This window comes from Nocardiopsis sp. iso_40 (genome assembly GCF_056173285.1).
Genome location: NZ_CM149666.1, coordinates 3,845,707 through 3,866,813 on the forward strand (window position 1 = coordinate 3,845,707; position 21,107 = coordinate 3,866,813).

General features: G+C 70.4%; 18 protein-coding genes and 3 CRISPR repeat arrays (1 of these 21 running past the window's edge). Of the genes, 4 read left to right on the forward strand and 14 right to left on the reverse strand.

Features of this window, described 5'->3' with window-relative positions; translation table 11 throughout:
- Positions 1-180: a CRISPR direct-repeat array (repeat unit 29 nt; unit sequence GGGTCCATCCCCGCGTGCGCGGGGAGCAG); it begins 520 nt to the left of the window's first position.
- Between the two features lie 90 nt (positions 181-270).
- From cas2e to AC0VYD_RS16890, 11 genes are all read right to left on the reverse strand, one after another.
- The gene (gene cas2e, locus AC0VYD_RS16840) at positions 271-615 is read right to left on the reverse strand and encodes a type I-E CRISPR-associated endoribonuclease Cas2e (protein WP_475476473.1); all 345 of its coding nucleotides are present in this window, start codon (positions 613-615) and stop codon (positions 271-273) included.
- Positions 612-1,556, reverse strand: coding sequence for a type I-E CRISPR-associated endonuclease Cas1e (gene cas1e, locus AC0VYD_RS16845; protein WP_475476474.1), 945 nt, complete (start codon positions 1,554-1,556; stop codon positions 612-614). The genes cas2e and cas1e overlap by 4 nt, the downstream gene beginning before the upstream one ends.
- Positions 1,553-2,293: a type I-E CRISPR-associated protein Cas6/Cse3/CasE gene (cas6e, locus tag AC0VYD_RS16850; RefSeq protein ID WP_475476475.1), complete on the reverse strand. Its 741-nt coding sequence runs from the start codon at positions 2,291-2,293 to the stop codon at positions 1,553-1,555. Before cas6e ends, cas1e begins: the two co-directional genes overlap by 4 nt.
- The gene (gene cas5e, locus AC0VYD_RS16855) at positions 2,293-3,030 is read right to left on the reverse strand and encodes a type I-E CRISPR-associated protein Cas5/CasD (RefSeq protein WP_475476476.1); all 738 of its coding nucleotides are present in this window, start codon (positions 3,028-3,030) and stop codon (positions 2,293-2,295) included. The genes cas6e and cas5e overlap by 1 nt, the downstream gene beginning before the upstream one ends.
- Positions 3,027-4,214 carry a type I-E CRISPR-associated protein Cas7/Cse4/CasC gene (gene cas7e, locus AC0VYD_RS16860; protein WP_475476477.1) on the reverse strand — a complete coding sequence of 396 codons (1,188 nt, stop codon included), beginning with the start codon at positions 4,212-4,214 and terminating at the stop codon, positions 3,027-3,029. The genes cas5e and cas7e overlap by 4 nt, the downstream gene beginning before the upstream one ends.
- A 160-nt stretch (positions 4,215-4,374) precedes the next feature.
- Entirely contained in the window at positions 4,375-5,022 is a 648-nt protein-coding gene (casB, locus tag AC0VYD_RS16865; RefSeq protein ID WP_475476478.1) for a type I-E CRISPR-associated protein Cse2/CasB, read from the reverse strand.
- The gene (gene casA / locus AC0VYD_RS16870; RefSeq protein WP_475476479.1) at positions 5,019-6,782 is read right to left on the reverse strand and encodes a type I-E CRISPR-associated protein Cse1/CasA; all 1,764 of its coding nucleotides are present in this window, start codon (positions 6,780-6,782) and stop codon (positions 5,019-5,021) included. The genes casB and casA overlap by 4 nt, the downstream gene beginning before the upstream one ends.
- Positions 6,772-9,678 (reverse strand): CRISPR-associated helicase Cas3', encoded by a 2,907-nt coding sequence (cas3, locus tag AC0VYD_RS16875; protein ID WP_475476480.1) that lies wholly within the window; start codon positions 9,676-9,678, stop codon positions 6,772-6,774. The genes casA and cas3 overlap by 11 nt, the downstream gene beginning before the upstream one ends.
- A 189-nt stretch (positions 9,679-9,867) precedes the next feature.
- A CRISPR array of direct repeats spans positions 9,868-11,057; the repeat unit is 29 nt; unit sequence GGGTCCATCCCCGCGTGCGCGGGGAGCAG.
- 110 nt (positions 11,058-11,167) lie between these two features.
- Positions 11,168-11,692 (reverse strand): NUDIX hydrolase, encoded by a 525-nt coding sequence (locus AC0VYD_RS16880; protein WP_475476481.1) that lies wholly within the window; start codon positions 11,690-11,692, stop codon positions 11,168-11,170.
- Positions 11,659-11,859 (reverse strand): DUF397 domain-containing protein, encoded by a 201-nt coding sequence (locus AC0VYD_RS16885; RefSeq protein ID WP_475476482.1) that lies wholly within the window; start codon positions 11,857-11,859, stop codon positions 11,659-11,661. The genes AC0VYD_RS16880 and AC0VYD_RS16885 overlap by 34 nt, the downstream gene beginning before the upstream one ends.
- 2 nt (positions 11,860-11,861) lie before the next feature.
- On the reverse strand, positions 11,862-12,716 hold the full coding sequence (locus AC0VYD_RS16890) for a helix-turn-helix domain-containing protein (RefSeq protein WP_475476483.1): 855 nt from the start codon (positions 12,714-12,716) through the stop codon (positions 11,862-11,864).
- Between the two features lie 249 nt (positions 12,717-12,965).
- On the opposite strand from AC0VYD_RS16890, the gene AC0VYD_RS16895 reads away from it, so the two are divergent.
- From AC0VYD_RS16895 to AC0VYD_RS16910, 4 genes are all read left to right on the forward strand, one after another.
- A complete protein-coding gene (locus AC0VYD_RS16895; RefSeq protein WP_475476484.1) occupies positions 12,966-13,754 on the forward strand; it encodes a DUF5753 domain-containing protein in 789 nt (262 codons plus the stop codon).
- 102 nt (positions 13,755-13,856) lie between these two features.
- The gene (locus AC0VYD_RS16900; RefSeq protein ID WP_475476485.1) at positions 13,857-14,390 is read left to right on the forward strand and encodes an ATP-binding protein; all 534 of its coding nucleotides are present in this window, start codon (positions 13,857-13,859) and stop codon (positions 14,388-14,390) included.
- A gap of 643 nt (positions 14,391-15,033) precedes the next feature.
- The gene (locus AC0VYD_RS16905; protein ID WP_475476486.1) at positions 15,034-15,183 is read left to right on the forward strand and encodes a hypothetical protein; all 150 of its coding nucleotides are present in this window, start codon (positions 15,034-15,036) and stop codon (positions 15,181-15,183) included.
- Positions 15,180-16,310, forward strand: coding sequence for a methyltransferase domain-containing protein (locus tag AC0VYD_RS16910; protein WP_475476487.1), 1,131 nt, complete (start codon positions 15,180-15,182; stop codon positions 16,308-16,310). Before AC0VYD_RS16905 ends, AC0VYD_RS16910 begins: the two co-directional genes overlap by 4 nt.
- Positions 16,311-16,487: 177 nt before the next feature.
- Here the strand turns inward: AC0VYD_RS16910 and AC0VYD_RS16915 are convergent, their stop codons facing one another.
- From AC0VYD_RS16915 to AC0VYD_RS16925, 3 genes are all read right to left on the reverse strand, one after another.
- On the reverse strand, positions 16,488-17,081 hold the full coding sequence (locus AC0VYD_RS16915; protein WP_475476488.1) for a hypothetical protein: 594 nt from the start codon (positions 17,079-17,081) through the stop codon (positions 16,488-16,490).
- Between the two features lie 95 nt (positions 17,082-17,176).
- Positions 17,177-18,733: direct repeats of the CRISPR family, unit length 29 nt; unit sequence GGGTCCATCCCCGCGTGCGCGGGGAGCAG.
- A gap of 353 nt (positions 18,734-19,086) precedes the next feature.
- Complete coding sequence (locus tag AC0VYD_RS16920; RefSeq protein WP_475476489.1) at positions 19,087-20,262, reverse strand: UDP-N-acetylglucosamine--N-acetylmuramyl-(pentapeptide) pyrophosphoryl-undecaprenol N-acetylglucosamine transferase; 1,176 nt, start codon at positions 20,260-20,262, stop codon at positions 19,087-19,089.
- Positions 20,263-20,459: 197 nt separating this feature from the next.
- Positions 20,460-21,095 carry a TetR/AcrR family transcriptional regulator gene (locus AC0VYD_RS16925; protein ID WP_475476490.1) on the reverse strand — a complete coding sequence of 212 codons (636 nt, stop codon included), beginning with the start codon at positions 21,093-21,095 and terminating at the stop codon, positions 20,460-20,462.
- Positions 21,096-21,107: the final 12 nt, after the last annotated feature.

The following is a 21,107-nucleotide window of genomic DNA, read 5'->3' on the forward strand; positions in this document are numbered from 1 at the left end:
GCCCCTGGCCAGCGTCTTCATGGGCATCAGGGTCCATCCCCGCGTGCGCGGGGAGCAGGCGGTCTCCAGGAAGTTGTCGCGCAGGTGGGTGGGTCCATCCCCGCGTGCGCGGGGAGCAGCACCCGCTGGCCACATGGGTGATCACCCGCCCGGGTCCATCCCCGCGTGCGCGGGGAGCAGTCTCGTTCACCTGCGGGTTTATAGAGCGAGACCCCTGAAATCTGCAAGTTGTTGAGAATTGGACACTCGGAACAAAGCACGCATTACCCATCACCTGCCGAAGCGGCGGCGCTTCGACGCCTTACTCCAGCCCTTCTTCACCGGAGCCACGGCCTTCTCCTGATCCTTGGGACGCTGGATCAGCGTCATACCCTCGTGGTCCACCGGCTTCCACTTGTGCTCGAAGGTCTCGAACCCGAACCCCTGCTCGTTGTTGGTCGTGTACACCAACAGCGCTCTGCCGTTGCCCGCGTACTGCTGGACCTCCTCCCACAGCACCTGCCGCACCCTCGCGGAGGGCTTGCCGATGAAGACCCCCGGAGAGATCTGTAACAGCCACCTCGTGAGATGCCCCCGCAGCCCGGCCGGGCAGTTCGTGAGGATGATGACCGTCACCAGATCACCCCGAGGTTGCGCCCGGACTCGATGTCGGGTCCACGGTCGGTCTGGAGGCTGACCCGATCCGTCTCCTCCGCCTCGCCATCCGGGTCCCCGCCCGGCAACAGCAGCCGCTTGACGTCAGCCACGCACTGTTCGAGCAGCCCGAGTTCGTGGATGCGGTCGCGGAGCGCACGACGGGTCCGCGCCCCCACCTCCTCGTCGCTCTCCGCCGCCACGTCGAAGGCCACCGGAATGGCCACCGAGACCTTGTACAGGTCGGCGACGTCCAGGACGAAGGACTGCTCGTTACCCGAGTGCACGAACCCCAGCCCGGGTGTGCACCCCAGGGCGGCGACCACGGACTGCGCCACCCCGTAGAAGCACTGGGCCGCGGCCGTGACCGCCTGGTTCGGCGCGTCCCCGTCGTCGAACCTCCCCGGGACGAACTTCCGTCCCTTCCACTCGACGCCGGTCCTGGCCGCCTGCTCCCGGTAGCAGGCCTTGACCCGGTCGCCTTCGAGCCCCAGCAGTTCCCTGCGGCTGCGCCCCTCGACGTTCTCACCGGGGAACCTGGTCAGGTACATGGCCCGCGCCACGTCGAGCCTCGTGCGCTTGTTGGCCCACGCCGCAGCCTGGGCCTCCACGAAGACGGATCTGCGGGTCAGCGCCCGCCCGCCGGAGTAGTACCGCACTCCCTGCTCCCCGACCCACACCACGCCCGCGCCGCTGTCCCCGAGCAGGGCCATCGCCTGGTGGGTGACCCGGGTCCCCGGCCCCAGCAGCAGCACCCCGATCGTCGCGGAGGGGATGTGCCGCGTCCCCTCCCCGTCCTCGGCGGTGATGGCGTTGTCCTCCCGGTGGATGAGACATCGTTCCAGGTAGATGAAGGAACTCCGGTCCTCCGCCCTGGTCAGCTCACTGGGGTTCAGCGCACCGCGTGCGCCCGCGGTCGTCACCGCTCCCCCACCGGTGCCAGGGTCATCAGCCCGCAGCCGTACGCCTTGGCCCGGCCGATCCCCGCGCTCAGGGCACGCCGCAGCGCCTCGGGGTCGGTGACGGTCAGCCTCCCGTCGAAGGTCGCGGTGACCACCGGCACCCGCATACGTTTCCCCTTCCGCTCCGGCCTGGGGTCGGGCTTGTCGAACCCCGAGCTGTTGCGGTCGTGCACCAGCAGCTCGTAGCCGTCCACCTCCGGCAGGGCCGGGTCCGGGTCCTTGGCCCGCATCACCTCGAACCCGCACTGCTGCTGCCGTTTGAGCAGCCACCCCGCCTGGTGCCGCGGGGTGACGTGCGCGGTCGGTTTGGTGTCCTCACCGTCCTTGCGCCGGATGCTGTGCACGGGGTTGGCCGTCAGCCGGAACGCCCAGGTCTGCCCCGCCTCCAGCCGGGACAGGAAACCGCCGTACTCGTGGGTCTGCCACCCCGCGCCCGTTTCGGCCTGAGGCCAGCCGGCCTGCTCGACCAGGTGGGTGAGTTCGGGCCGGTCGGGGCTCACCACGTACAGGAAGACCTCCGCCCTGGCGTTGCGGTCCACCCGCCACAGCACCCGGGGCCGGCCGGGACCGCCGCCGGGGTCGCCGGGCAGCAGGTCGGGGAACCCGCCCATGACGGCGGCGTGCAGGGCCTGCGGTGAGGAGAGCAGTTTCCGGGCGCCGGGCCGATGGGTGTTGAAGCGGAATCGGGTGAGGTGCATCAGGGGCCTCCCAGCGCGGACAGGGGCTCGTGGTCGGGCGCCGTCTTCGCACGGCGCGGGAACGGGTTGGGGACGGCGACCGAACCGGACCGCACCGCGCGCAGGCCGTAACGCCGGTGCCGGGGGTCGAAGCTGAGCGGGAGGTCGCGCAGGGAATCGGCCCGGCCGTCCCCGGGGTCGGCGTCCACCAGGGTGCCCAGTTCGATCTGCGGCCCCTGGCGCCGTCCGACGCGCCGCTGGTACCAGGCCGAGGCCTGCCACGGCTGGTCGCGCAGCACCTCCTCAACGGGGCCCGCGACCGGCTCGCCCAGGTCGAGGGGGCGGGACGGCGGGCAGGAGCGCCTGCCGAGGTAGGGCAGGTAGACGGGGCCGCGCACCGCCTCGTACAGCTCCCCGACCAGGTCCGGCTCGCCCTCGACCGCGGCGACGAACACCGCGTCGGACAGGTAGAAGCGCTCGGAGACCGGCATGGACACGCCGGTGACCAGGTGGTGGGCGGTCTGGTAGTCGCGCACCCGGGTCCCCGGCTGGTCGGCGCGCACCCCGTAGCGCAGCGCCGCCAGGTCGGACAGGTCGGCGGTGCGGTCCCGGCCCAGGGCCGCGGCGAGCAGCCCGACCACGCCGCTCTTGGTGGGGGCGTTCTCGGTGCCCCGGCGGGCGAACCGGGAGGCGGACCCCCACGCCTGGAGGGGGCCCGCCAGGACCAGGGGCAGGGCGAGTGTGGCGGGCCCGCTCATGCCTGCGGCGCCTGACGCTGGGCGACGGCCGCGCCGACCTGCTCGACCAGTTCGGGCAGGGTGACCTCGGCGCCGAGCCCGGAGAGCTTGGCGGTGCGCTCCCCCACCCGGACCACCCAGGTGTCGACGTCGTCGGCGGCCCCGAAGGCCCGCTCCACCTGCGGCACGTACTCGGCGAGCCGTGCACTGGCCTGGGCGACGTGTCCGGCCTCGGCCTCGACCGGCTCCTCGAAGGCCCCGACGAAGCTGATCGGGCGCGAGTTGCGCAGCTTCACGATGACGGCGTCGGGCAGGGTGTGGTTGCCGAAGGTGTTGATCTTGCCGGTGGGCAGCGACTCCACGAACCCGCGCACGAACGCCTCCACGGCGCGGCGCAGCGGTTCGGTGACGGGCTCGTCCTCGCGCAGCCCCTCCCCCAGGTTCCTGCGCAGCAGGTCCACGTCCACGGCCGCGTACCGGTACAGGGTGGAGGAGTTGAACTCGACGGTGCCGATCATGCCCGCCCCGGTCTCCTCCTCGGGGTTTCGGTCGTCGACCGCCGTGTAGTAGTCCGACTCGGTCTCCACGGGGTGCACGCCGATGGCGTGCGCGACCTGCGCGGCGGCGTCGACGTTGATGTCGGCTCCGTCGGCCACCATGCGGCCGAACAGGGCGATGTCGACGGAGTGGCGGGTGTCCGCGATGGACTTGGCGCGCGCCTTGTTGTCCTTGTCCTTGAGGAAGGCCTTGATGTCCTCGCGGCCCTCCACGGCGAGCTCGGCGAGCCCGTCGCGCTGGCGGGCGCTGAGGAACATCAGGTAGGCGGACTCGGGGGCGGGGTCCTTCGTGCCGTTCTTCTTGGCGGCGTCGGCCTTGCGTTTGGGCACCTCGATCTTGGAGCCGGTCGCCGTCTGCACCGTCTCCGCGGCGAGGGTGAGCGCCTCGGCCTCCTCGATGGAGGCGTCCAGCTTCTGGATGCGGGCGGCGATGAGTTCGGCAACGCGCTTGGTGCGGGTGCCCAGGTCCTGGGGATCGACCAGGGTGTCGAAGGCGAGCCGGGTGGCGCGCTTCCATGCCTGGCTGGAGACCCGGGAACGGCGGGCGCCGCCGTAGACGGCGGTCTTGGGGGCACCGGTGTCGTCACGGTTGAGGTTGCTGGGCGGCACGGTCTGCAGCACGTGCACGTCGAGAATGGTGCGGCTCATGGGGAGTGTCCTCGTCTTGTCGGTGCGATGCGGTGTTCGATGCGGTGCGTGTGCGGGAGCGGGGAGGCTCGGGGCGCGTTCGGGCCCGGTAGGTGCGCCCGGCGGAGACCCCGTCAGCCGTGGGTCGTGTTCACCCGGGCTGCGTGCTCACCCGAAGGGTCTACTCGGCGGAGGCGGCGCTGTCCTTGTCCTGCCCATCTGCTGCTTCGGCTTTGGCTGCCCGGTACGCCTGGAAGCTGCGTCCCCAGGAGCGGCGGACGCGTTCGGCTCCGGCACGGGTCCTGGCGTCGTAGAGCTGGTCGGCGAGGAGCCCGTAGTCCAGCTGCAGATCCTCGCCGCGCAGGAGGGTGACGATGGCGCGCAGCCGGTCGATGCGGATGCGGGGGTCATTCGCCGTCTGGGCCTGCACGAAGCGTTTGCGCAGGGGCTCGTCGATGTCGCCGGAGGGCATGAGGCGGCGGACCGCCGCACCGAGTTCGTGTCCGCGCCGGTGCATGCCCTTCTCGTGCTTGGACTGCTGGTGGAGCGCGTAAAGGGTGAGCGCCTCGTGCACGGCGGCCTCGGCGTCGTCGATCCGAGGGTGGTCGAGGGGGAAGTGCTCGTAGAAGGCCTCGTTGGTGGTGAGTCCGACCAGCTCCGGTGCCTCCTCGATCGTCCTGCCCGCGCCCCGGCGGAGTTTGGCCAGGGTGGCCACGGACTCGGAGAGGTCCTTGAGGTATCCGGTCTGGAGCTGGCGGACCCGTTCGTCCACCGCCGTCCCCACGTTTCCGAGGTCGTGGATGAACCGGGTGGGGCTCGTCGTGGTCACTTGGATTCCTCCGTGCTGTGGTCGGAGACGGTCAGGGGGAGGCTCTTGCGCAGGGCTCTGCGGAAGCGCAGGTCGGCGCTGGAGGTGTTGAGCCAGAACGCGCCGCTCTTCGTCTCGATGACGCGCCCCTCCCAGGAGGCCTCGCTGGCCGAGTCGATGAGTTCGTCACCGAGCCGGGCGAGGGTTTCGCGGACGGTGAGCTGCCACTCCCGCCGCTGTTCGGTCGGGTACCGGGGGTCGGCCAGGGGGTCGTCGGCACCGTCCGTACCTTCGGCGCCCTCGGCGGGTACCAGTTCGCTCAGCCATTTGCGGAAGGGTGCGTCGAGGTCACCGAAGGCGCGGTCGCGGGCGGTGGCGCGCGGCCCGTCGCTCTCGGCCCCCGCGGCCTGGGCCAGGCCGGTGGCCAGGTCACCCAGGGCGGTGACGGCGTCCTCGGCGTCGGTGACCGCGTTGACGGCGGTCCGGGCCAGCTCGCGGTTGTGTTCGTGCAGCAGGACCACGGGCATGGCGACCGCATCGTCGACGATCTCGTCGATGACGGACTGCTGGGTGCCGTAGACCGCTCCGACCAGTCGGGCCCGCAGGAGGTAGCCGCGGGGCAGGTAGCGATCGTTGGTGAGACGGGCGATCCATTCCAGGACGCGGGGGCGCACCATCTCGGCCGCTTCCTGACGCTGGTCGGCACCCCGCATCTTCCCGGTGACGAGGGCGCCCAGACCACGCCAGGCGGCGCGGGCCGGGTCGTGCTCCCGGGGCAGGTAAACGGTGGCCTCGCGGAGTTTCTTCTCCTGGGCGGGGCTGCGCCGCCAGGCGGACATGGGTTCGCGCGGATGCATGTTGCGTGGGGTGAGCGGGTCGCCGTAGGCGAGCAGAACGCCGTGCACTCCCCCATCGTCGTGGTGCAGGCGCAGGCGGCGGCTCTGCCAGGTGTAGAGGTCGCGCAGCCCGTGGGGGCGGGTGGCGGCCTGTGCGCCGTCCAGGGGTGCGGCGGTGGCGGGCGGGTGGGCCCAGGCGGGGCGGTCCCGGTCGGGTTCGGTGGCGGTGTCGAGGTTGGGGGTGTCGAAGGCGATGAGGTTGAGCAGGAGGGTCTGGCGCAGGTCGTCGCCCTCCGCGTACACCCCGCCCAGGTTGCCCGCCCAGCCGACGCCCTGGGGGTAGCCCTTGCCGCCCTTCACCCGGGGGTCGCCCTCGGCCCCGGACTTGATGCCGGAGGGGTCGTAGGCGTGGGCGTGCACGACCCATCGGGCGGCCTCGGCGTATCCGAGGCGCCGCGCTCCGTGGGCGCGCATGGTGAAGAAGCGGGCGCCGTTGGGGACGTCGGCGACCATCCTGTCCAGCGCCGAGTACTCGCCCTTGCTGGTGTGCAGGCCCGCGACCTGGAGGAAGGGGGTGCGCGGGTGCAGGAGGTCGAAGCGCTCGCGGTGGGTGTCCAGGTAGGCGCGCAGCTCGTCCAGGGGCAGCCCGTCCTCCCACAGGTCCGCCCAGTCCTCGATCTCCTGGGGGCCGTCGAGTGTGTCGTGCAGGACGGCCAGGAGCAGACGCAGGAGCGCGAAGTCCTGGGTGGGTACGTCGCCGACCAGGCGGCGCACGTCCGCGGCCTGCTCGAAGACCTCGGTCAGGGAGAGTTCGGTCTCGGTGCCGTCGTTGCGCAGCACCGGGATCCAGGGGCTACGGGTGAGGTCGAAGGCGGGCGTGTCCGCGGGCGGTGGTTCGCTCGGGGCTCCTGGGGCGGGCGCGGGCGGGGGTGCGTCATGGGGCACGGGTGACCTCCAGGCCGTCGGATTCGGTGTAGTGGAGCCGGTGCCCGGCCAGCTCGGCCCGGTCGTCCTCGTCCAGGAACAGGACCAGTTCCCCGGCGATCCAGTGGGCTTCCTTGGTCTGCCAGGCCTCGACCAGGTCGGTCTCCAGTTCGGTGATGGTGTGGTCGATCATCTGGCCGGTGAGGGTGAACTGGTAGGGCAGGCGGAGGCCGCTGGCCGCGAGCGCACGGGCGGCCTGGGGCGAGGGAACGGACTCGGTGGGCAGTGGCAACCCGCCGCGCCCCCCGCTCAGCCACGGGACGGTGGTGGCGGTGCCGTCGGCGCAGCGGCGGGCGACCAGCACCTCCAGGCTCTCTCCGGTGTCGCGGACCTGCGCTTTTCCGCTCTGGCTGTCGTCGGCCTCACCGACACCGGCGTCCACCCAGCCGATGACCGCCCGGCCGTCGCGGGCCGCCGGGTCGAGGAGGAAGGTGCGGGCCCGGGTGGCCTTGTCGGCCTGTTCGGCCTCCTGGGCGGCGCGGGCCTCGTCCAGGGCCGTGGTCCAGTCGGCCGGTGCGATGTCGGCGTGGTTATCGGTGTCGCGGTAGGCGGCCTGGACCAGCGGGCTGATGTCGTCGGGCAGCCGGAGGGTACGGGCGCTGTCGGTGTCCGCTTCGAGGTGCGGGCGGAGCGCGGCGAGGGCGCGCAGGAGCGGGTAGCCGCCGTAGACGGTGCGCGAGCCGCGTACCGGCCGGGGCGGCGTCTCGGCCCAGTCCACCCCGGTGACCAGGCAGCGGGCCGTGCGCAGGCGCGGCGGGCGCTGGCTCTGGCCCTCGCCCCTGGGGTGGCGGTGCAGGCGGCCCGTGCGCTGCAGGACCAGGTCGAGGGGGGCGAGGTCGGTGACGAGGAGGTCGAAGTCCACGTCCAGGGATTGCTCGACGACCTGGCTGGCCACCACGATGTGCCGGGCGGGGCGGGTGCCGCCGGGTTCGGCGCCCTCGGTCGGCGGGCCGTACTCGCGCAGGAGCTGTTCGTCCCGGGCGGTGCGGTCCAGGTCGAGGAAGCGTGAGTGGGCGACGGTCACCGAGGCGGTGCCGAAGTGGTCACGCAGGTGATCGGCGGTCTCGTGGACCCGGGCGACGGTGTTGCGGATGACGAGCGCGCAGCCGCCGTCGGCCAGTTCCCGCTCCAGGCGTTCGGTGAGGGTCGCGGGGTCGTCGTCCAGGGGTTCCACCAGTACGTCCGTGGCCCGGCCGGACGCGGCGGGGGTGTACAGGCGCGGTGCGGTGCCGGGTTCGGCGGTGGTGATCAGCGGGTAGGCGTCGGCCCGGCCGACCGCCTCGTAGCCGTGATCGCCGGTGCGCGGTGACGCTCCCGTGTACGCCTGGGCGAGTTCGCGCCTGCGCCGGGCCGGGAGGGTCGCGGAGAGAACGATGACGGGCACGCCGTACCTGCCGAGCCAGGCCAGGGCGCGGTTGAGGTAGGCGTTCATGTAGGTGTCGTAGGCGTGCGCCTCGTCGATGACGACGACCTTGCCCGCCAGGGCGAGGTGGCGCAGGGCCAGGTGTTTGCTCTTGAGGCCGGTGAACAGGAGCTGGTCGACGGTGCCGACGGCGAAAGAGGACAGCATGCCCTTCTTACGGCCGCGCAGCCAGCGGTGTGCGACCAGTGCCGTGCCTCCGGACGGGCCCTCGGAGTCCCGGTCGGTGTCGGCGGCCAGGCGGGCGCCGCCGCCGAGGTAGCGGGAGAACTCCTGGTTGAGGTGGGCCTTGGAGTGCGCGAGGAAGATCGAGGCGGCTTCCTCGGGCATCCCGGGGAGGTGGTTCAGCCAGTGCGTGAAGCGCGCGAACATGGCGTTGCTGGTAGCCATGGTGGGCAGGGCGACGAAGCAGCCGCCCGCGCAGGTGTCGGCGGCGAGGATCTCGGCCGCGGTGAGGGCGGCCTCGGTCTTGCCCTCGCCCATGGGGGCTTCGATGATCATCAGGCCGGGCCCGGTCATGTTCCGGGCTGCTTCTACCGCCTGTTCCTGGACCGGGCGCGGGAGGGCTCCGGCGGGGAGGTCGAACCGTTCTGCGAAGAGTTCGGCGGCGGTGCCCCGGGGCTGCTGGGGACTCCACTGGCGTGGGAGGTCGAGGAGGCGCCAGGCCTGTTCGGAGCGTTCGGGGTCGGTGCTGCGTTCGCCCGGGAAGTAGGGGAAGTAGTCGGAGTTGCTGGCGATCCAGTCGGCGGTGATGACCAGGGCGGTGAGCAGGACCTGGGCGGTCTGCGGGAGTTTGGCGGTGCGCCAGTGCGTGAGGCGTGCGGCGGCCCCGGTGGCGTGGGCGGCCGTGTCCAGGAGTTCGGTCTGGGCCTGCTGCCAGGCGGGGGCGCTGCCGGGGGTGCGCAGGAGTTCGGGGTGCTCGTCCAGGTCGGTGATGGCGGTGTTGGTCGGCGGGACGCCGTGGTGGCCGCCGGCGATGACCGTGAGCTGGTGGGTGTCGCGGAGGAGCCAGCCGTGGTGTTCGACCAGCCAGTCCCGGAGGAGGAGTTGGCCCGCGAGGCCGTGCGGGGCGAGGCGCCGGTCGGCCATCTGCTTTTGGAGTGGCATGTCGAGGCCGTGCGTGCGCATGCGATCCGCAAGGGATTCGACCTGGCAGGCGAAGGAGGGGGTGGCCTTGCCGATGTCGTGGGTGGCGGCGAGCCAGACCGTGAGCAGGCGGGCGTCCGTCTCACCTTCGGGGAGGGCCGAGGCGATAAGGGAGCGGACCTGCCCGGGAAGCCACTCGTCCCAGAGTCTGGCCGCGACGAAGGCGCTGTCGGCCATGTGGCGGTGGAGCGGAAGCCAGCCGTCGGAGTCGAAGTCGTGCTTGGCCCATACGCGCCGGGCTGCCTCGGAGAGAGGGTCCCTCCAGGGCTGGGAAGGGGGGTGGGAGGTCATGGCGGCTATCTAAATGCCCACCGGTGACAGTCCAGGCCAAGAATCGAACATTTGCCTCGGCCTCATGTGGCCAGCACCTACTCACCAGTTCTCCGGCAAAAACGACATACCTGTGGTACGGGGTTCCAGATTCCGGGTGTGAGGGAACCGCGAAGCGCCATTGGCGCGCGGGAGCAAAGAGAAAAGAGAGGGGGCATCCCCGCGTGCGCGGGGAGCAGCGCCCGCCAGCCAGCGTGACTGAGGAGAACGACGGGTCCATCCCCGCGTGCGCGGGGAGCAGTCCGGAGTCCATGGGGGTGGTCCTTTCGTTCAGGGTCCATCCCCGCGTGCGCGGGGAGCAGCCTGGGCTCGGTCTTCCCGCATCTGACGTGCGGGGTCCATCCCCGCGTGCGCGGGGAGCAGGGTTTCGCCCATGGCACGGTGCGCCATTTCGTGGGTCCATCCCCGCGTGCGCGGGGAGCAGACGCGGGATGAGGCGCACGAGCTGGCCGACGTGGGTCCATCCCCGCGTGCGCGGGGAGCAGGGTGATGGCGTCGGACACGAGGTACAGCGGCCGGGTCCATCCCCGCGTGCGCGGGGAGCAGCGGGCCGAGCGCGATCTGCGCCGGGCCGCGGAGGGTCCATCCCCGCGTGCGCGGGGAGCAGGCAGCTCACCGCGGCCCAGAGCGAGGCCGCCACGGGTCCATCCCCGCGTGCGCGGGGAGCAGACCTCGACGACTTCGACGGGATTTACTGTGTGAGGTCCATCCCCGCGTGCGCGGGGAGCAGACGGTGACCAGAACTGACCCGTAGCCGAGTATGGGTCCATCCCCGCGTGCGCGGGGAGCAGCTCGGCCGGTGCGTCCGGGCCCGGGTCAACCGGGGTCCATCCCCGCGTGCGCGGGGAGCAGGTGACCACGGGGTGTGTGCCGGTGCCGCCGCTGGGTCCATCCCCGCGTGCGCGGGGAGCAGTCGGCGAGTTCGGTGACGGAAACGCTCTCGCTGGGTCCATCCCCGCGTGCGCGGGGAGCAGACACCGGCAGAGCTGGCCGAGGACCCCGGAGCAGGTCCATCCCCGCGTGCGCGGGGAGCAGGCCTCAGCCCCCACACATCGGATGCGCGCGAGGGGTCCATCCCCGCGTGCGCGGGGAGCAGCAAACGTGCCTCATCCCGGTAGTCAAAGACCCAGGTCCATCCCCGCGTGCGCGGGGAGCAGTCCTGTCGGTGCTCCCTGCAATGTCAGTCGATAGGTCCATCCCCGCGTGCGCGGGGAGCAGTGGGTCGCGGCCTTCGCGCGGCGCTGCTTCCTGGGTCCATCCCCGCGTGCGCGGGGAGCAGCAAGACCGTCGGCGTCGGCTCCGGAGTCACCGGGGTCCATCCCCGCGTGCGCGGGGAGCAGCTCAATGACCTGCAAGTTCATACGGCAAGGATGCAGAAATCTGCAAGTTGTTGAGACTTGGACACAGAAGACAAAAGACCCAAACTACCCTTCGCTTTCCTTTTGAGAGCTTATCCGTGACGATCCGTCAGCAGATGGGTGCCATCGTGAGCCCGAACGAACGGGCCGCTATCACTCAGGGCATCCGCGACGCGAACTCCGCGGGCTTCAGGGGCCGCAGACAGGGCTTCGCCTGGAGTCATCCAGGCCACCGCAGTGGCCTCAGAGCTGGCTTGAGCCTGACCGCTGACAGGTTCACAGAAGAAGGCCAGGGAGACCACGCCAAGTTCCATGTTCTTGTAGACACCGGTCAACCGGAGCGGCTTGACCTCCACACCGGTCTCCTCACGCACCTCACGAACAGCACATTCCTCAGGGGTTTCTCCCAGTTCGAGAACGCCACCAGGTGGGACCCAGCGCCCATCGTCAGAGCGTTTGATCATAAGGACCCTGCTGTCTCCGGGGCGAACGACCACCCCGGTGACACTCACACTATGCAGAGGGCTCTGGCTCATAGATCCTGGCCTCAAACCTAAGCGTTGACCGACCGAGCTTGGGATCTCTATTTCTTGGCACTGCGCAGGAAAGACCGCCATTCCTGGGCTGGGAACGCCAGCGCACCCAGCTCGCGGTACTTGGTATCACGCATCGCTGAACCGTTGGCCAGGTTGGCGACCTCAACGCATTCACCATGCGACCCGCTGTAGCTGCTCTTGAACCAGATTCCCAGCGGTGCGTGCTCTTCGGACCTGTTGGATCGCATGTTCATCCTTCTGGTGATTCGTACTGCCGCAGGAGCCGCGACAGAAGCCGATGGGTCTCAGGAGTGTTCGCCGCCGCAGCACGCAGGTGGTCCAGCATGCCTCGGTGCGCTGTGACCTCGCGCGGGTGGTCCAACAACAGGTTCCTGGTGTGCGCCTCAACGTAGACAGCCTGCAGGGGTGGGTTCTCCACTTCCAGGAGCACGAACGATCCCGATTGAAGCGCAACGTGCGCCCCTGCGGAGTTCGGAAGGATCTGAAGGTCCACTCGCGGATGCTGGGCTACCTCAAGCAGATACTGCACCTGCTCGCGCATGACAGCCACGCCGCCTATGTGCTTCTCCAAGGCAGCTTGGTCGATGATCGCCCAGAACAGAGCATCTCCCTGAGCCCATTCCTCCTGGCGCGTGAGGCGCACCTGGAGCAGGCCGTCGATCTCTTCCGGTGTGGCTCTGGGGTGTCCGGCCACCAGGATGGCGCGGGCGTAAGCCTCGGTCTGCAAGAGTCCCGGGACCAGGCGGTCCTGGTAGGTGGCGATTTGGGTGGCGACTCGTTCCAAGTCGATGTACTGGCCGTAGGCCTTCGCGACATCGCTGTCCTGCCACCACGAGGGGGCCGCTGCGTCGGTGCGTAGCTTGACGAATCTTTCGATCTCAGCCTCGGCCACCTCGAAGTGGGCGAGCACCTTGCGTAGCTGCTTCTCCCTGGGGACCGTCTCACCCCCTTCCCAGCGCACGAGCGTACTGGCGTCGATGTCCAGCTCCTTGGCGAGCTGTCGCTGAGGGGTGCGACCGCGTAGAGCAGCGAGTGCCTGGGCGAGCTGCCATTGCGCGATCGTCGGACTCTCCTTTGGCGGCATGGGTCAAGCCTCCCGCCCTTCCTCGAACTACACAACTCGGACATGCAATGCATTAACGCAAAGCATATTGCAATGCATGCACGCATTGTGCTTCAGTGTAGTTGGGCCTCAACGCACCGCACACGTTTTGGGCGCGGTGCCCCACTTCTCCGTGGAGGCGTTATGCCTGAACGCAGTCAGATACGAGCGAACACCAACGACAGGCCACCTACTGGATCCGGGGCGGGATGGGAGGGGTTCGGGGCTCGGGTGTGGGCCGCGCGCAAGCAACAGCACTTCCAGCTCGGCATGCTCGCCGACATCACCCTGACCACCCCGGAGCTGCTCCAGGAGGTGGAGGCCGGGGACCTGGACCCCGGCAGGCGACTGGCTCAGGACCTGGACCGCACCCTGAACTGCGGTGGCCGGTTGTGGGACACCTGGGCCCAGACCCACCGCACCGAACTCCTCCGCCGCCCGGTGATCGTCACCGACGTGCTCACCGAAGCCTTCCAGGTCCGCGCCTACGCACCCCTCGTACTCCCCGCCCCCTACCTGACCGGCAGCTACCGGGCAGCCCTGGAACAGGCCGAACATCCCATGGAATCGGCCCACCTGGACGGCGACCGCCCCCACCTGCCCCGCCTCTCGGGCGCCGGCACGGGCGGGGCGCCCTTCCACTGCCTGGTCGTGGACGACACCGCCCTCACCCGGTCCCCCGCCGAGCCCGAAGTGACGCGCGCCCAACTGACCCACCTGCACCACCTGGCCCAGGCCGACGGGATCAGCGTGCACCTTCTCCCGAACGGAGCCGGTTTCCACCCCGGCCTGGGCGGAGCGTTCTGGACCCTGTCCTTCTCCCCCAGCCACACCCTGGTCTACATCCCCCACCCGCGCGGACCGGGCCAGGTCATCAGCGAGGTGTCACAGGTCAAGAGCTACACGGACCTGTTCGCCACCCTCCAGGGGGCCGCACTGCCGGTGGAGGAGTCCCGGCACCGGCTGGTGGAACTCGCCTCCCGTATCTGCTCAACGCCGACGCGAGCTCTCACGAAGTAGCCCGCACAACAGCCCGCGCACGAAAAAGCTCTGGCGGGTGGACCAACACCCCCAGAGCAGGTCAACCAGCCCCAACCCTCGAAAAGCGAAAGCGTGATTGACATGGCCATTGTGCCCCAACCCCGATCCGCGCACCACTCCTACGCCGAATCCGAACCGGTGCGCCGCTGGCCCACCCGCGTCTACCCCGGCGCCCTCGAACAAACCGCCTGGGTACGCGCGGACCTCAACGCCGACCTGTGCCGACTGCCCGGCCTCGACGAGGAGACCGCCGAGGCGATGGTGCTGTGCGTGAGCGAGATGTTCGCCAACGCCGTGGACCACTCCCGTTCCGGCGCCGAACCCGAGGGCCGGGTCATCCGGACCCTGGCCGTCCCGGCTCCGGGCAGGGTCCGGATGGAGGTCGTCGACGACGGACACCGCCCCGACCGGCCCCAGACCCCCGCTGTCCCGCGTGAGCGTTCGGTGGAGGAATGGGCCGAGGCCGAACGCGGCCGGGGGCTGCTGCTCATCGACCACCTGGCCGCCGCCTGGGGCACCCGCCGGGTGGTGGACTTCCCCTTCTGCGAGGGGCTGGGTACCGTCATCTGGGCCGAGTTCGAGCTCACCATCGAGCTCGGGAGGCCGATCCGATGACCACGACACCGCCCGTACCGGTCTCCGCCGGGGTGCGCCAGGTCCTGTCCGCGCCCCGGGGCCGCCGCTTCTCCCACACCCCTGCTCCCCACCGGGCCAGCACCCGACCGCAACCGCCCAGCCGCCAGGAACAGCTGCTCGCGCAGATGCGCGGGAACCCCCGGGTGGAGCACCGGCTGGCGCACGGGGAACTGCCCGCATGGATGCACGTGGCCGCTCAGCGACGCCGAACCCCCGTCCCGGTGCCGCGCCCGCGCCCGGCCCCCGACGACGGCCCTCCCTGGCCCGTGCCCGGACTGCCCCCGTTTCCCAGGCGCCCCCGCAGCCACCGCAAGCCCCGGCGTAAATTCGGTTGGTTCGTGACCATCTATGCTTTGGCCACCGCAGCGGGCGCCCTGATCCAGCACGTCTTCTCAAACCTGCTGTAAACCTCCCCATTTCACCCACACGAGGAGCACGCAGCCGGTAGGAACGACGTCTGGGAGGCCGAAGTCCACCAGACGCTCGACCTCACGGCAGAGGGCCGCCACACCTGGTTGACCAACCAGTCGCGCGAGCCGGACACCATGGCCCGGACAGCTCGCCTGCCTCCCAACACGCCGCCCGGCCCACGGCCGCGGCACCCCCCATTGAGAGGACAGCCTTGAAGATCCCGACCCCGCGCACCACCGCGTACAAGCACCAGGACTCCACCGAGAGCGACGGGCGCCGGACCGCCCGACCGCTCCCCGCGCCCGCCTCCGACCCCAGCGGCTCCGGCTGCGGCAAGCACGAGAGGTACGACAAGCAGTGACTCCCTCACACGAAAAGCTGGTCGCCCACCTGCTCCAGGCGGGCGGCCTCCCCCCGCACTGGCGCCGCACGTTCGAGTTCGTGGAGCGCCACAGGTTCCTGCCCGACCAGGTCACCCTGCCCGACGGCACCACCGTGGACCGGCTCAGCGCATCGGAACAGTGGCTCGGGGTCGCCTACGACGACATCCCGCTCGTCACCCAGGTGGACGACGGAGCCGAGGACGGCACCGGGTATCCGACCAGTTCGGCGTCCATGCCCTCCATCGTCGCCGACATGTTGCGCCGACTCGATGTCCATCCCGGTATGCGGGTACTGGAGATCGGCACGGGCACCGGGTACAACACGGCCCTTCTCTCCCACCTCCTGGGCGACGAAGCGGTCACCACCGTCGAGGTCGACCCGACCGTCGCCGAGCAGGCCCGCGTCAACCTGATGGGCACCGGGTTCGTGCCGCTGGTCGTCACCGGGGACGGGACCCAGGGCTGGCCCGCACGCGCCCCGTTCGACCGGGTGATCAGCACCGCGGCCGTGAAACGGGTGCCCTACCACTGGATCGCCCAGAGCCAGCCGGGCGGGAGGATCCTCACCCCGTGGGGCAACGCCTTCCACAACGGGGTCCTGGCCGACCTGCGGGTCGGCTCGCGCGGCACCGCGAGCGGGCGGTTCTGCGGCAACGTCGCCTTCATGTGGGTGCGCCACCAGCGCACCCCCGGCCAGGTGGTGGCGACCCACGTCAGCGACGAGCACGAGTTCAGAGTCAGACGCACAGATACGCAGCCGAACGGCCCGCTGGCGTTCGACGCGAGCTTCGCGATCGGGCTGCACATGCCCACCGTGATCAACGTGATCGAGTTCCACGAGGACGAGGACGAACAGCGGTTCGTCATGTACCTGGTCGATCCCAACAGCGGGTCCTGGGCGTCCTGGCACGTGGATCCGGGCGCGACCTCCCACGAGGTTCGCCAGTACGGCTCCCGGCAGCTGTTCACGGAGTTCGAGGCGGCCCACCAGTGGTGGCTCGACTCCGGCCGCCCCGGCGTGGGCCGGTTCGGGATGACCGTGTCCGTGGACCAGCAGAGCGTCTGGTTGGACGAAGCAGCGAACGTCATCTCATCGATGCCCTGACCGCGCGTTGGGGAGCGGTCACAGCTGGCGGCTCCCCTTTCGTGGGTTGGTGGACATCGGGGCTGGCAAACCCAGGGAGGCATGTGGGGATGAGCCCATCCCCACATGCGCGGGGAGCAGGGTGCGTTTCACCTTGACCTTGTCTGCACCAACGACGACGACAAGGGCTGTTCGCTTCTATGAGGCGGGCGTCGCCGTAGGACGCTGAATCTCCAGGATGGCCGCAGTGCCGCCCACGGTTTGATCTTCGTGCATGGTGATCACTTGGTTTAGCTGAAGATGTTGCCACTGCGAGGGGTCGAAGGGAGCGAGTCGGACCGTGGAGCGCCCGCCAGGTCCCAAAGAGGGCGTGAACTCCACCCAGAGCCGGGCGATGTGCAGGACCGGTTCGCCAGCCGGGGTGCGGTTGCCGATGTTCCACATCGGTCGCAGGACGCCGTTTCCGGGGAGGGGAGTCTGCCGTCGGCTCTCGCTGGCGGGGCGGAGAGTGAAGTCGGCTCGGATGACCCCGTTGCGCGTCTCGTAGCAGCGCCAATGACACCAGGCCGCACTGTTCCCCAGATGCATCTGCTCGGCGGCAGCGGCCAGGGTCTCCCAGAAACTCAGCGGGAGCGGGTGGACGTCACCGAGTTCGACCAGTAGGTCGAGGGCCACTTCCCATTCGTCGTGGGTGAGGTAGCTCCAGACTTCTTTGATCGTGATCTCGTTTTCGGTGGCGGCCTCTTCCCGGACCAGCAGGGAGGCTGCCTCCAGAAGCTTGGGGACGTCCATGCCCTGATTCTGGGCCACTGCTTCCTGGCCGCGTCAACACGTGAAGGCGAATCCGTTCCCGAGTTGGTTCAGTCAACAGACCAGTCCTGGCACCTGGGCTCATCCCCGCGTGCGCGGGGAGCAGCTGCGCAGGCCAGCACGGGCGAACCGGCTCCGGGGCCCATCCCCGCGTGCGCGGGGAGCAGGCGAGGAGGAGACCAACATCCCGGTGGCCACCGGGTCCATCCCCGCGTGCGCGGGGAGCAGGGCGGTGACCACGCTCGCGAACGGGTCAGGGGGGTCCATCCCCGCGTGCGCGGGGAGCAGCCCGACCCCACCGACTACGCCACCCACGAGGCGGGTCCATCCCCGCGTGCGCGGGGAGCAGCACCTGGGAGACCTCGGTGTCTACCCCGCCCTGGGTCCATCCCCGCGTGCGCGGGGAGCAGGCTCTGTTCCCACCCGTTAATGCTGGGGTGTCGGGTCCATCCCCGCGTGCGCGGGGAGCAGCGACGTCGGCCACCCACCACCGGAGGGCGGACAGGGTCCATCCCCGCGTGCGCGGGGAGCAGCAGGTGCGGTGCCCGGTGGCGGTGGGCACCCAGGGTCCATCCCCGCGTGCGCGGGGAGCAGCCGAGCGCCGCGACGGCCTGGCCGAAGGCGTGCGGTCCATCCCCGCGTGCGCGGGGAGCAGGGGACGCGGTCCAGCTCCCGGACCGGCGCGTAGGGTCCATCCCCGCGTGCGCGGGGAGCAGCACGACGGTGGCTGTGCTGGTGGGGCCGAGGTGGGGTCCATCCCCGCGTGCGCGGGGAGCAGCTCGCCAGCAGCATCGACCAGGTCACCGCCGAGGGTCCATCCCCGCGTGCGCGGGGAGCAGCGCACTGCCATTGGATGGTCTGCGGGGAACCAGGGTCCATCCCCGCGTGCGCGGGGAGCAGGACCCCGCCGACCTGAACGAGGACCTGTCGCCGGGTCCATCCCCGCGTGCGCGGGGAGCAGGGGAAGGGCAACGCCTCGAAGGACGCCACGTTGGGTCCATCCCCGCGTGCGCGGGGAGCAGTCGGGCATCTGGTCGCCGGTCTGGATCCACTCGGGTCCATCCCCGCGTGCGCGGGGAGCAGTCGAGGCCAGCTCGACCTGGTGCCAGGTGACAGGGTCCATCCCCGCGTGCGCGGGGAGCAGGCCAAATACCATCCCGCATCCCTTCAATTACTGGGTCCATCCCCGCGTGCGCGGGGAGCAGGAGGAACTGGACACCGACCAGTACCCCGACCTGGGTCCATCCCCGCGTGCGCGGGGAGCAGCCTGGCAGGGGGCGTGGACATCATCCAGCTCCGGGTCCATCCCCGCGTGCGCGGGGAGCAGAACCGCGTCCGGTGCGCGGACGGAACCACCCTGGGTCCATCCCCGCGTGCGCGGGGAGCAGTGCCGATACCGGGGCACCCCGATGTTCGCTCCGGGTCCATCCCCGCGTGCGCGGGGAGCAGCAGGCCACGTCCGCGATCACCTACGGCAAGGCGGGTCCATCCCCGCGTGCGCGGGGAGCAGGGGTTCGCGCTCATCTGCCACCGCTGGCCGGTGGGTCCATCCCCGCGTGCGCGGGGAGCAGGACCCGTTCGTGTACGCGCACACCCCGGTCGCTGGGGTCCATCCCCGCGTGCGCGGGGAGCAGTCTCGTTCACCTGCGGGTTTAGGGAGCGAGACCCCTGAAATCTGCAAGTTGTTGAGACTCAGACACCAGGAACAAAACACCCCAAAGAATCATGTAACCCTGCCAGCCCTACCGTCACCACAGTAGAACCTACGCCGGAGCCCTTGAAAAGGGCCGCCCTACCCCGGACGGCCCTCTCCTCTTCTGGCTGTCCCCCACCGCTCGCGGGCTGACCGGCTTCGCCTCCGGTACGCGCCCGAAGACTTCCTCCCCCACGACCTTGCTCGTGGTGCAGGCCCGGCGCACCGAGAGCTGCACCGGAGGCAGGATCACCGCTAGAAGGAACGAGCCCGGTGGCCCCCGCCCTCACCGCGCTAGCTGGCGGCCCTGAGCACCACGTCCACCAGGCGCTCGGCGGCGTCCGGCCTTCCGTGGGAACGTGCGTTCTCGGCGATCGCCTCGCGCTTGGCGGGATCGACCAGCAGGGGCTCGACCGCCGCCTGCAGATTGGCCGGGCTGACCTCGTCAAGGAGAGCGACGGCAGCTCCCGTCTCCTGAAGGTGGCGTGCGTTGTGCGCCTGCTCGTTACCGGCGGAGGTCGCCAGGGGAATGAACACCGCGGCCTTGCCCAGAGCCGTGAGTTCGGCGATCGTCCCGGCCCCGCTCCGGGAGATCACCACGTCCGCGAGCGCCAGCACGTCGGGAAGCTCCGGGCCCACGAAGGCGGTGAGGTGGTACCTCTCCGCGAGCCCCGGCGGCAGGCTCTGGGCACTCTCCCGAAGGCTCTCGACGTTGTTGGCGCCGCACTGGTGGACGACGTTGGCGCGGGCCAGCAGCCACGGGAGGATCTCGCGGACGTTCGTGTTGATCTGCGCCGAACCCTGCGCCCCGCCGGTCACGTACACGGTGGGCAGGTCGGGGTTGTGCCCGTCGAAGCCCAGCCCCTTCGCACCCAGGTCAGCCTGGCCGGTGAGGACCTCGGGGCGCACCGGGTTCCCGGTGACCACCGCGTCGTCCTGGGAGGAGTCGGGCAGCAGCCCGAGGGAGGACTCGGCGGACACCGCGATCTGCGCTCCGGCGCGGGCCAGGACCTTGTTGGCCAGGCCCAGGCGCACCGTCTGCTCGTGCACGACCAGCGGGCGGCGGCACATACGGGCCGCCAGGCCCACGGGCACCGCCACGTAGCCGCCGGTGGCCAGGACGACGTCCGGGACGAACTCGGAGACCAGCCTGCGCGCCTGCATGACCCCGCGGGGGACGTTGGCCATGTCCTTGACGTTTGCCCGGGAGACGAGCTTGATCGGGTTCTTGGAGCGGCGGATCTTGCCGGTGGCGACGTCGGCGAAGTCGATACCGTTGGCCTCGGACACCCGGGACTCGAGACTGTTGGCCGCGCCCACCCACAGCACCTCCAGGGTGTTGCCGGTCTTCTCCAGGCGTGCGCGCAGCGCGTTGACGGCGGTCAGCGCGGGGTAGGTGTGGCCGCCCGTTCCGCCTCCGGTGACGATCAGGCGCAGGTCCCGGGGCGGGCGGTCGTTGGTGCTGTTCACGCGTTTCCCATCTGGCTGCCCGTGGGTGAACCGGCGGGCGGGAGGAGTGGTCAGGTCAGGGCCGGGACGCGGGCGTTCGGGGCTTCTCGCGGTCACGGCCCACCAGCACGGTAGCCGTGCGCGGGGGTTGTTCGGGCCAGTGGAGGGGACGAATCGGCAGGAAATACGCCGGGGTCCTGGTCACACACCCCGCCCCGCTACCTCCGGGGCCCTCCGTAGGCGGCGAGGAAGACCCGGACGCTCTCCGCGGCGTGCTCGCGGAGCTCCTCCCGCGCGGGGATGCCCTCGTCGCCGAGGAGCATGGCACGGTTGACGGGTTCGGACATCACCAGCCAGTTGAACCGGGACGCGGCGGCGTGCGGGTCCTCCACGGACAGGCGCCCCCGCTCGGCCAGGCGCTCGAAGATCTCCCCGAGCGCGCCCACCGCCCGCCGCGGACCGTGTTCGTACAGGGCCCCGGCGAGCTCGGGAAAACGCGCGACCTCACCGATGACCAGTCGGCGCAGCCGCATCAGGCGCGGGGTCAGCACCACGGTGAGCTGGCGGAGCGCGTAGTCGCGCAGGTAGTCGGCGAGGTCCTCGTCCTCGGCGGGGTCGGGCACGTCCTCGTGGACGAGGTCGCCCGCACCGGTCGTCATGTGGCTGACGATCTCGACGAACAGGTTCTCCTTGCTGCCGAAGTGCTTGTACACGGTCTGTTTGGACACCTCGGAGCGCGCCGCGATCTCGTCCATGTTGGTGCCCAGGTAGCCGTCGTCGAGGAAGACCTCCTCGGCGGCCTCCAGGATCGCGCGCCGTTTGCGTTCCGAACGCCCCTCGGCGGGTTTTCGCACCTGATTCTCCCC